Annotated in this window: 9 protein-coding genes; 3 read left to right on the top strand and 6 right to left on the bottom strand. The window is 69.8% G+C overall.

Going from position 1 to position 10,221, the window contains the following annotated elements; translation table 11 throughout:
* Positions 1 to 133 precede the first annotated feature (133 nt).
* Positions 134 to 991: an SGNH/GDSL hydrolase family protein gene (locus tag NS2_RS07970; RefSeq protein WP_081985733.1), complete on the top strand. Its 858-nt coding sequence runs from the start codon at positions 134 to 136 to the stop codon at positions 989 to 991.
* 132 nt (positions 992 to 1,123) lie between these two features.
* Here NS2_RS07970 and NS2_RS07965 read toward each other — a convergent pair whose 3' ends face one another.
* Positions 1,124 to 2,038, bottom strand: coding sequence for an SGNH/GDSL hydrolase family protein (locus tag NS2_RS07965; protein WP_052086126.1), 915 nt, complete (start codon positions 2,036 to 2,038; stop codon positions 1,124 to 1,126).
* Between the two features lie 123 nt (positions 2,039 to 2,161).
* A complete protein-coding gene (locus NS2_RS07960) occupies positions 2,162 to 2,911 on the bottom strand; it encodes a helix-turn-helix transcriptional regulator (protein ID WP_033086577.1) in 750 nt (249 codons plus the stop codon).
* 80 nt (positions 2,912 to 2,991) lie between these two features.
* Between NS2_RS07960 and NS2_RS07955 the strand changes: the two genes are divergently transcribed.
* Positions 2,992 to 4,155: an FAD-dependent oxidoreductase gene (locus NS2_RS07955; RefSeq protein ID WP_033086578.1), complete on the top strand. Its 1,164-nt coding sequence runs from the start codon at positions 2,992 to 2,994 to the stop codon at positions 4,153 to 4,155.
* Positions 4,156 to 4,177: 22 nt separating this feature from the next.
* Here the strand turns inward: NS2_RS07955 and NS2_RS07950 are convergent, their stop codons facing one another.
* The 3 genes from NS2_RS07950 to NS2_RS07940 all read right to left on the bottom strand — a co-directional run bounded on the left by NS2_RS07950 (position 4,178) and on the right by NS2_RS07940 (position 7,215).
* Positions 4,178 to 5,548, bottom strand: a complete 1,371-nt coding sequence (locus NS2_RS07950; RefSeq protein WP_228102877.1) for an MFS transporter — start codon at positions 5,546 to 5,548, stop codon at positions 4,178 to 4,180.
* 75 nt (positions 5,549 to 5,623) lie between these two features.
* A complete protein-coding gene (locus tag NS2_RS07945; protein WP_071811731.1) occupies positions 5,624 to 6,667 on the bottom strand; it encodes an ATP-grasp domain-containing protein in 1,044 nt (347 codons plus the stop codon).
* A gap of 158 nt (positions 6,668 to 6,825) precedes the next feature.
* Positions 6,826 to 7,215 (bottom strand): SgcJ/EcaC family oxidoreductase, encoded by a 390-nt coding sequence (locus tag NS2_RS07940; RefSeq protein WP_052086129.1) that lies wholly within the window; start codon positions 7,213 to 7,215, stop codon positions 6,826 to 6,828.
* 110 nt (positions 7,216 to 7,325) lie between these two features.
* Here NS2_RS07940 and NS2_RS07935 point away from each other — a divergent pair, with 110 nt between their 5' ends.
* On the top strand, positions 7,326 to 8,837 hold the full coding sequence (locus NS2_RS07935; RefSeq protein ID WP_033086579.1) for an HD domain-containing phosphohydrolase: 1,512 nt from the start codon (positions 7,326 to 7,328) through the stop codon (positions 8,835 to 8,837).
* An 18-nt stretch (positions 8,838 to 8,855) separates the two neighbouring features.
* Here NS2_RS07935 and NS2_RS07930 read toward each other — a convergent pair whose 3' ends face one another.
* Positions 8,856 to 10,220 carry a cytochrome P450 gene (locus NS2_RS07930; protein ID WP_071344392.1) on the bottom strand — a complete coding sequence of 455 codons (1,365 nt, stop codon included), beginning with the start codon at positions 10,218 to 10,220 and terminating at the stop codon, positions 8,856 to 8,858.
* Position 10,221 lies beyond the last annotated feature (1 nt).

The following is a 10,221-nucleotide window of genomic DNA, read 5'->3' as shown; positions in this document are numbered from 1 at the left end:
AGTACTAATCGACGCGGATCATCTCGAATCCAACATGCGTGCAGGTACCGGCATGCTCTACTTCCAATAGTGACATCAAGCGGTCTCACTTATTGCTCGGGCCAACGGCGGCCCTTACGAAAGCAAGGAAGACATGGGTAAAACCTCTGGTATCAAGATCTTTGCGCTGCTGCTCGGCGGATGGTCCGCGGCCGTCGGCAGCGTCATGTCCGCACCGGCGACAGCGCAGTCGACGGTCAAGTACGTGGCCATGGGGGATTCCTCGGCGGCGGGGCCGTTGATTCCCACTCAGATCGATGCCCAATGCCTGCGGTCGGATCACAATTGGCCGCACCTGGTGGCCGCCGCGATCGGTGCGCAGCTGACAGACGTCACCTGTTCGAGCGCGACCACCGCCGACTTCTCCGGCAAGCAGTTCGGTGCGGTGGCTCCCCAATACCAGGCGCTGAGCAGTGACACCAATCTGGTGACGGTCGCCGTCGGCGCCAATGACATTCAGATGGGATCGGTGGTCCCCTCCTGCATCAACCCCGCACCGGCCCCGTCGTCGACGGCGACGTACTGCAAGAACTTCTATGTCGTCAACGGCGTGGATCAACTCCGCGCCCGCGTCGACACATTCGCTCCCACCTTCGGCGCCGTACTGGATCAAATCCACAAGCTCGCCCCCGCGGCCAAGGTCGTGGTGACCGGCTATCTCACCTACTACCAGGCCGGTGGCTGCTGGCCCAAGGATCCGGTGTGGGCCGCCGACGCCGACTACATCCAGTCCACCTTCGACTATCTGATGCAAACACTTCAGCAACAGGCCCTGGCCCACAACGCCACCTACGCCGACATCCGTACCCCCAGCGCCGGACACGGCGTCTGCGCGGCCGTGGGAACCGAATGGGTCGACGGCGTCCTCGTCGATCAACCCACCTTCTTCTATCACCCCACCGCACAGGGCATGCAGGGCGCCGCGCGCGTCATCGCTCCGGCCCTCGGCTGACCCGGGCGAAAACGCACTGCGCCTCGTGCGCACCCGGACCGCGTCGGCCTGGAAATGAGCCGCCCGGCCGACGCCCCTGCGCCTGCCGACTCCGGGAGTCGGCAGGCGCACGCGGGCCGGGAGTCTCGTTCGCTATCGGGTGATCCACTCCTGCACGGCGGTTGCGAGGATCGAGTCGCCTCGGGCGGAGGGGTGCCAGGGGAAGCCGAGGGGTTCGGTGCGGGGGTCGAGTACGCCGTCTACCCAGGGGTCGGGGGTGCAGGGGCCGTGGCCTGCGGTCAGGGCCCGGGTGTCGAGGAAGGTCAGGTTCAGGAGGGTGGCGGCATCGCGTTGGGCGGTGTCGAGGTGGTCCAGGAATTCGGTGATCGCGGCGGCCCGGGGTTGGACCACGTCGATGCCGAGGATGGTAGCGCAGGCGGAATCGCTTCCGGGAGAGTGGATCTCGGGGTAGCCCACGAGCAGGATGCGGGCGTTCGGGGCGTAGTAGCGGATGTAGTCGACGGCTTGGCGGATGCGGGTGGCATAGGCCTGGGCGGTGATGGTGTCCGGGTCGGGGGCTCGGCCCTGGGCCGTGGCTTCGGGGCCGCAGCCGTTGATGAGGTCGATGAGGCAGGGCATGGCGCGGGACAGGGCGATCAGGTTGTCGGTTCCCCAGGCGTCGTTCATGCCGAGCTGGATTGTCACGGTGTGGGTGCGCGGCCCGAAGGCGTTGTCGGACATGGCGCGTTTCACCTGGTGGACCAGGGTCCAGCCGGAGGTGTCGATGGAGCCGCCCTGACAGGAGGTGTCCTCGACGTCATCCGGCGACAAGCCCATTCGCTGCGTCAGCTGGGTCGGCCAGGAGGTCGGCACGTGTTTGCAGCCGGTGTCCCCGCCCGGGTTCAGCAGGTCGAGGATCGCCCCGTTGGCGGAGAAGGAATCGCCGAGCACCACGAGGGTTTTGCCGTCGGATGTTTCCGCCGTGGCCGGTGCCATCGCGGCGAGGACAGCCGCGGTGCCGCAGACCGTGGCCGCCGCGAGCAACCGCAACCGTGCCGAACTCTTCACTGGCCGTGTACCTCTTATCGATCCGTACCGAAATATGTGAAGCGCAAACGCTTCTAATTGGAACGCCCACTGTAACCGCGCGACCGCGGGCTGGATCGGGATTTCCGGAACAGTGGGATGAGCTCAGCGCGAATAGACGCCCGGGTGCTGTCCGGTCAGCCGGTGGAAGGTCGCGGCGAAGGCGCTGGGTTTCCGGTATCCGACGGCCCGCGCGGTCGCGCCGACCGAGGCGCCCCGGGCCAGGTGGGTGAGGGCCGCGCGGATGCGGACGCGGGTGCGCCACTGCGCGAAGGTCATGCCGGTCTCGGCGGCGAACAGGCGGCTGACGGTGCGGACGCTCGCGTTGGCGAAATGCGCCCAGGCGGCCAGGTCGCGGTCGGAGCCGGGGTCGGCGATGAGGGCGTCGGCGATCACGCGCAGGCGCGGGTCCTCGGGCAGCGGGACCTGGAACGTGGTGGTGGGCACGGGTTCCAGCAGGGTGAGCAGCAGCGATTCGGCCTGCCGTCCGGCGTCGTCGCGGTGCGGGTTCGCGTCGAGGTGGCGGATGAGTTCGCGGACCAGCGGGGTGATCCGGACTCCGGTGGGTTCGGGCCAGTCGATCGGGCAGCGGGCCGGGTCGAGCACGACGGCGCAGAAGTCGCCGGGCCGCAGCATTTCGACCGCGTGGTCGGTGCCCGCGGGCACCCACAGCGCGTGGGTCGGGGGGACGAGCCAGTCGCGGGCGCCGGTGCGCAGGGTCGCGGTGGCCGTCGCCGCCCAGGCGATCATGTGCTCGGCATGGCGATGGGAGTCGAGAACGCCGCCGGGGCCGATATCCGCCCGGGTGATCGCCAGCAACGGCGGGCCGGTGCGGGCCGGCCGTTTCGGGGTCATGGTTGGCCACCTTCCGCCCGTCGGTCATTTTAGGGTGACCTTAGCTGACGAAATCCATTGGAAGAATGAAGGTGTCGACGATGTTGCGAGTGGCGATCATCGGTGCGGGTCTGGGCGGGCTGTGCCTGGCGCAAGGACTGCACCGCCGGCGCGTGGCGTTCGAGGTGTTCGAGCGGGACCCGGCCTTGAACAGCCGCACCCAGGGCTATCGATTCCGGCTCGACGAGCAGGGACGACAGAGCCTCGGGCAGTGCCTGCCGGACGACCTCTACGAGCTGGTTCGAGAGACCTGCGCCGTGACGCTGTCGGGCGGCCGGTTCATCGACACCGGCATGAACGAGATCGTCGGCCGCGCCGTGGACACCTGGTCGCCCGGCGAGGTCGCCGACGCCCCCGAGGTGCCCGGCGACCTGAGCGTGAATCGCTCGACCCTGCGCGAGGTGCTTCTGAGCGGAATCGCCGATCGTGTCCATTTCGGCAAGGCGCTGACCCGCGTGACAGAGTTCCACGATCGGGTGACAGCCCGTTTCGCGGACGGCACGACGGTCACCGCGGATGTTCTCATCGCCGCCGATGGCGCGAATTCCACCGTGCGACAGCAGTTGTCGCTGCCGGAACCGAGCGAAACCGGTGCCGCGTGCACCTACGGGAAGATCGTTCTCACCCCGTCGACCCGGGCCGCCCTTCCCGCCTCCCTGCTGACGGGCACCTCCGTCGTCTTCGCTCCCGACCACGCCGTCATCCTCGACGCGATGCTGTTCCGCCCCCAGCCTTTCGAGGCTCACCCCGGATTGACCCCGGTGCCCGACTATCTCTACTTCGCGTTCTTCGGCCCGGCCGATGCACTCGGTCACCTGAACCGCTCCGGCCCCGAAATCCTTCGGATGATCGGCGAATCGACCGCGGACTGGCATCCGGGCCTGCGCGCCGCTTTCGCCGCGGCCGATCCGAATACCGTGGCCGCCACCGCCGTTCGCACCGCGGACACCGTGCCCGCCCTCCCCGAGGACCGCATCACCCTGCTCGGCGACGCCATCCATGCCATGAGCCCCGCGGCCGGACTCGGCGCGAACACCGCCCTGCGGGACGCGGCGACCCTGGCCGAGGCGCTGGGCGCGCCGCGCACCGGAGATCGATCCCCCGCCACCGCGCTCCGCGCCTACGAGTCCCGAATGCGCGACTACGCAACGGCTGCCGTGGCCGCGTCCGCCGCCGGGACCGCCCTGCTCACCTCGCGAGCCTGACCCGACGTGCCGGGTGGCGCCGCTACGCTCGCGCGCGGACGCCCACAGCGGTGACCGCCCCGAATACCGCGGTGGCGGTAATGAACCACCAGCCGTGGCGGAACCCGGCGATCGGGTCGGCGGCCGCGGCGAAGACGGCGATCAGGATGGCGACGCCCAGGACATAGCCGAGCTGGCGGGCGGTGTTCACCACCGCGCTGCCGGTGGCGGACAGGTCCGCGGGGAGTTCGGCCACGGCGGTGGCGATCAGGTTGGGCAGGGTGAGGCCGATGCCCGCGCCGATGATCATCCAGCCCGGCAGCACGTCGCGGGCGTAGCGCACAGGCGTGCCGGAGTCGGCGATCAACAGGAGGGTCCCGGCGGCGAAGAGCAGATTGCCCAGGGCGACAACGGCATTCACCGGCAGTCGGCGGACCAGCCATTGGCCGACGGCGGCGAAGGGCGGCACCATCAGTGGTCCGGGCGCGATGGCGAAACCCGCCTCGAGCGCGCCGTAGCCCGCGACGTTCTGTAGCCACAGCACCATGCTCAGGAACGACGCGCCGAAGGCGGTGCAGAACGCCAGCACGGTGACGTCGGCCCAGACGAAGGAGCGCACTCGGAACAGCTGCGGCGGCACCACCGGATCGGCGTGGCGGCGCACTCGAATCACGAACAGCGCCAGCAGGATCGCCGAGACGCCGAGCGCGGTCCACACCGCCGCGCCGGTCCAGGCGCCGCTCTCCACCAGGCCCAGCGACAGGGTGCCGAGTGCGGCGATGAGCAGGGCCACGCCCGCCAGGTCGGGCATGCGGGCCCCGGACCGCTGGCGCAGATCGGGAATCATGCGCAGGGCGGCGATGCCGGCCGCGATGCCGACCGGAATATTGATCACGAACACCAGCCGCCACGACACCTCGGCCAGCGCGCCGCCCACCACCGGGCCGAGCGCCCCGGCCACGGAACTGGTTGTGGCCCAGATCTTCACCGCGCCGCTCACCCGCTCCGGCGGCAGCACGGTGAGCATCAGGCCCAGGGCGGCCGGTGTCAGCACCGCCGCGCCCACTGCCTGCAACACCCGGAACGCGACCAGCAGCCACAGCGTCGGCGCGACCGCGCACAGGGCGCTGGCCAGGGTGAAGACGGCCAGTCCGATCAGGAAGCCGTTCTTGCGCCCCAGCCGATCCGACAGTCGTCCCGCCGGAATCAGCAGCGCCGCATAGGCGATGGCGTAGCCGTTGAGCACCCAGCTCAGGTTCGCCAGCGACGATCCCCGATAGCTCTCCCCGATCTGCCCGAAGGCCACATTGACCACGAACACGTCGAGCATGGCCATGAACGACGCCGAACACAGGATCCAGACGACGGCCGTCGCCCGCACCCGCGGATCGGCCCGCACCACAGTCTCTTCCACAACTGCCCGTCTAGCTCTAGTAGACGATAGCCAGAGTGTAGATAGCTATAGTGCGGTGAAGTCAACATCGTTCGTTTACGACAGGACGGGGTTCGGCAGGACTTCCATGACCGCCTCCGCGATGGCCAGGCGCAGGCCCAGCCGCGGCTGGCGCGTCAGGCCCGGATCACCGTGCAGCAGCAGCCGAACCGCGGACCAGGGCAGGTTCACGCCGGTGAAGGCGGTGTGGAACAGGCCCGCCGACGGGCGCGGATTGGCCTCCAGCAGCACCGGTTCGCCCCTGTAGTAGCGCAATTGCACGTTGGTCAGACACGACCGCTCGAAGTGCTTGACCAATCGCCGGGCGATATCGGTCAGCTCCGGATCGTCCAGCACGGTGCGGAAGCGGCCCTCCTTGGCCCGCGGAATGCCCACCAGCAGTTCGCCTCCGGGGGCCGACAGGCAGTCGATGCTGATCTCCGGCTCGTCGAGGTAGGGCATGACCAGCAGTTCGGGCACCCGCTCCCCCTCCTCGGCCGCCCGCCGTAACGCCTCGGCCACCGCGTCGACCGAGGCCGAGGGCTCGGCCGGGGCCAGCAGGCTCGCCATGCTCAGCGGCCGGTCGTCCAGGACCCGGAACCCGAACGCCGAATACTCCCCGGCGGGCTTCAGGCACAGCACCTCGTCCTCGGCGGACAGTTCCGCCACGGCCGCCCGGAACCCCTCCGCGTCCGACACCGCCCGCCACGGCGGCACGGGAATGCCGGCCGCCCCGGCGGATTCATACGCGCGCACCTTGTTGGTCAGCATCCGCACCGCCGCCGGTGGCGAGCACATCACCTTGGTTCCCACCGCGGCGAACTCCTCCAGCCGGTCGGCCAGCGCGTCGAGTCGGCGCGGCGGGATGAGGACGTCGATCTCGTGCCGCCGGCAGAAGTCGAGGGCGAACCGCGCGTACTCGTCGTTCCCGACGTGGCGGGGCTCGACCTCGGCCACATCGCACGCCGACAGCGCCACCGCCTCCGGATCCACATTGCTGGCGTAGACGCGGACCTCGAACCCATCCGGGTTCTCCCGCAGCAACCGCATGACCTGCACACTCGCGGCCCCGGCACTGCTCAGCCAAATCCGAAGCGCCATCTCGAGCCGCCTCCCTGTTCCCTGCGGCCGACGGCGAACCCTTGGCGCGAATCCTGTGGTGCGCGAATCGTAGCCCGCTTCGGTGAACCCCACATTTCGTGCGCGAGTCGGTATTTCGGCCTCCCGCTTCGCCGTTGGGTTCAGGCGAGGCGTCGGGTTCAGGGGCGGGAGGCGGGGACGTAGGGGCGGCAGTCGATGAACTGCCAGGTGTCGCCGTCGCGGTGGAGGAGGGCCGAGAGGTGGACGGCCAGGGCGGTTTCGCCGGTGAAGGCGGTGATGATCTGTTCGGCGTCGAGCAGGGCGGTGGTGTCGGAGACGGGGCGCAGGGTGTCGAGGGTGCAGGTCGTGGTGGTTCCGGCGAGCATCCCCTCGAAGTAGCGGGTGTACATGGCGGCGATGGCGGGGCGGCCGTCGGCGCGTTCGCCGAACGGGTTGATGATCGAGCCGTCGGTGGTGAACAGCTCGGCCAGGGCGGTGCCGTCGTTGGTCTTCCAGGCGTCGGCCAGGCGGTCGAGGAATCGGGCGACGGTGGTGTCGGTGGTGGACATGGGATGCTCCTCGGGTCGTCGCCGGGTCGTCGGGGCCCGGCGGGTAGTTCGAGGATGCGCGTCCGGGGCGGCGAACCGCGTCGGGAGAACTCCCTATCTATGATTCAGCCGTGCAGGTCACACCGACATCGGCCGAGGTGGCAGCGTTATTGGCCACCATGCAGGACCATGCCCTGGGACAGCCGCCGGGGTGCCAGCTGCGGGCGACGGTGCTCGCCGGGCGGCTCGCGCGCGCGGCCGGGTGTTCCGACGAGGACTGCGAAACCGTGTGGTGGACTTCGGCATTGCGGTTTCTCGGCTGCACCGGACACGCCTTCGACATGGCGGTGGTCTTCGGTGACGAAATCGAGATGCGGGCCCGCACAGCGCGACTCGACTTCTCCGACCCGCTCGTCGTGGTCCGGGCCATGGTCGAGTCCGCGGGACGGGACCGGCACGGGCTGGACCGGTTCCGGTCGATGCTGTCGATCCTGGCGGGCGGGCGCAAGGCCGCCGAGCTCAATTTCCGCACCGCCTGCGAGGTGGCCGACACGCTGGCGAAACGGCTCGGGCTGGGTGAGCCGGTGCAGGCCGCGCTGCGGGCGTCGTTCGAACGCTGGAACGGACGCGGGTTTCCGAACGGCCTGCGCGGCAAGGCGATTCCGCAGGCCATGCGAATCGCGTTGCTGACGTACGAGTTCGAGATCCTGGCCCGCGTCGAAGGCGTGCCCGCCGCGCTCGCGCTCATCCGGCGGCGGCGCGGCCGCGGTTACGACCCGGACCTCACCGATATCCTGCTCGCGCACGGTGACGAGTGGTGGGCTGCCCTGGAGTCCGCCGATCCCTGGGACGCCGCACTGGCCCTCGCGCCCGGGCGGGTTCCACTCGATGCCGCTCGACTACGGGAAGCGCTGCTGGTGCTGGCCGATTTCGCCGATCTCCAATCCCCGTGGACCGCCGGTCATTCGAGATCGGTGGCCGCACTCGCCGGGCAGGCGGCCGGTCCGGCGGCGGAGGCGGCGGCCCTGGTCCACGATCTGGGCCGGGTCGGCGTCCCGAACACCATCTGGGACAAGCCCGGACCGCTCACCCGCGACGAGCGCGATCGGGCCGAATCCCACGCGCTGCTCACCGATCAACTCCTGCGCCGGGTCCCCGCCCTGGCCGGGCTCGCCGACGCGGCGGCGGGCGCGCACGAGCGCCTCGACGGCAGCGGCTACTGCCGTCGGCTGCGCGGCGGTCAACTCGACGATGTCCAGCGCGTCCTCGCCGCCGCCGACTGCTACGCGGCCATGACCGCCGACCGCCCGCATCGCGCCGCGCTCACCCCGGCCGCCGCCGCGACCGACCTGCGCGCCATGAGCGCCGACGGCCGCCTCGACCCCGGTGCGGTCGAACGTGTCCTCGCGGCCGCGGGCCATCCCGGCAACCCGCGGCCCGCCCACCGATCCGGGCTGACCGCCCGCGAGATCGAAGTCCTGCGCCTGCTCGCCCACGGTCTCAAGACCCGCGAAATCGCCGACCGCCTGGTCATCTCGCCCAAGACCGCCGATCACCACATCCAGCACATCTACACCAAGATCAACGCATCGACCCGGGGCGCGGCCACCCTCTTCGCCATCGAGAACGGCATCCTCGAATAGCGCGCGGAGCAGTTCGCTCTATCCGGATCGGCCGACCGCCCTGAGTCGCAGTCCATCCGGCTGCAAGGCCCCGTAGGCGGCCGGGCGGACTCTGGTGTCCGGCACCGGATCCAGGGACCAGCGGGTGAGTATCGAGGCCAGCACCAGGGCCGATTCGACCATCGCGAAGGTGTCGCCCGCGCACTTGCGGGTGCCACCGCCGAAGGGAATCAAGGCTTTTCGCATAACCGGGCAGACGTTCGCCGGTAGCCAGCGGTCCGGGTCGAAGCGGTCCGGGTCGGGGAAGACGTCGGGGCGGTGATGCAGGAGATACGGGCTGAAGACGAGGGTCGTGCCCGAGGGGATGCGGTGACCGCCGAGAATCGTGTCGCGGGTGGCGACGCGGCTGAGAATCCATGCGGCCGGGTACTTTCGCAGGGTTTCGGTGAGCACCCTTCCGGTCAGTTCGAGGTGTCCGATGTGCGCGTGGGTCGGCGTTCCGGATCCGATGGCGGCGTCGACCTCGATCTGGACGCGGTGCTGGAGCACGGGATCTCGGGAGAGTTCGTGCAGGGCCCAGGCGACGGTGGTCGCGGTCGATTCGGTGCCCGCCATCAGCATCAGGGTCAGCTGATCGACCAGTCCCGCAGGGGATTCGGGGTCGCCCGGTGTCGGGGCACAATCCATCAGGGCGGTCAGCAGATCGCCGCCTGCGGGGTGGTCGGCGCGTCCGTAGCCGTCGACCATGGCGGAGACCGCGTGGCGCAGTCGCTTTCGCACCTGCCCGTAGCGGAGGTTGGCGGGCAGGGGCAGGCGGGCCAGCACCGGGGGTAGGAACATGCGGGTGAAGATGCCTTCGACGTACAGGGTGATGTCGGAGATGGTGCGCTCCAACGCCTTCGGCGGGAAGGTCGCGCCGAAGACCAGGACCGCGGCGCAGCGCGCGCCGATGCGCAGCATGTCGGGGAACACGTCGATCACCGCATTGTCACGCCAGCCACCGGTGACCGCGGCGGCCTGCTCGACGATGGTCCGGCCGTAGCCGGGCATCCGGTCCCGGCGGAAGATGGGCTGCACCCGACGCCGCTGGGCGGCATGCTCGGCGTGCGGGCAGGACGCGACATTGTTTCCCGTCAGTTCGCGCAGGCGGTCGAAGAAGAAGCCGCCCTTGTCGAAGGTGCGCGGGTCGTGGAGTAGTTCCTGAGTCAGCTCCGGCGTGCACGCCACAACGAACTCGCCTGCGCCAACCCGCAATCGGACCAGGTCGCCGTGCTCGGGCAGCGCGCGCAGCAGGGACAGGGGGTCGCGGAGCAGTGCGGGGCTGTGGCCGAGCAGCGGCAACGCACCCGGCGCGCTGGGGATCGGCGCGCCGGAGCTCGACGCGCCCAGGGAAAGGACAGCCATG

The sequence above is a fragment of the Nocardia seriolae NBRC 15557 genome, assembly GCF_007990715.1.
GTDB lineage: Bacteria > Actinomycetota > Actinomycetes > Mycobacteriales > Mycobacteriaceae > Nocardia > Nocardia seriolae.
The sequence above is the reverse complement of the archived record's forward strand: the minus strand, read 5'-3'. Positions and strand labels throughout refer to the sequence as shown.

Bases quoted from the DNA above. Each gene is read 5' to 3' on its own strand.
- NS2_RS07940 (WP_052086129.1), bottom strand. From the start codon at position 7,215: ATGTCCACCACCGACACCACCGTCGCCCGATTCCTCGACCGCCTGGCC.
- NS2_RS07955 (WP_033086578.1), top strand. From the start codon at position 2,992: ATGTTGCGAGTGGCGATCATCGGTGCGGGTCTGGGCGGGCTGTGCCTG.
- NS2_RS07970 (WP_081985733.1), top strand. From the start codon at position 134: ATGGGTAAAACCTCTGGTATCAAGATCTTTGCGCTGCTGCTCGGCGGA.
- NS2_RS07945 (WP_071811731.1), bottom strand. From the start codon at position 6,667: ATGGCGCTTCGGATTTGGCTGAGCAGTGCCGGGGCCGCGAGTGTGCAG.
- NS2_RS07960 (WP_033086577.1), bottom strand. From the start codon at position 2,911: ATGACCCCGAAACGGCCGGCCCGCACCGGCCCGCCGTTGCTGGCGATC.
- NS2_RS07930 (WP_071344392.1), bottom strand. From the start codon at position 10,220: ATGGCTGTCCTTTCCCTGGGCGCGTCGAGCTCCGGCGCGCCGATCCCC.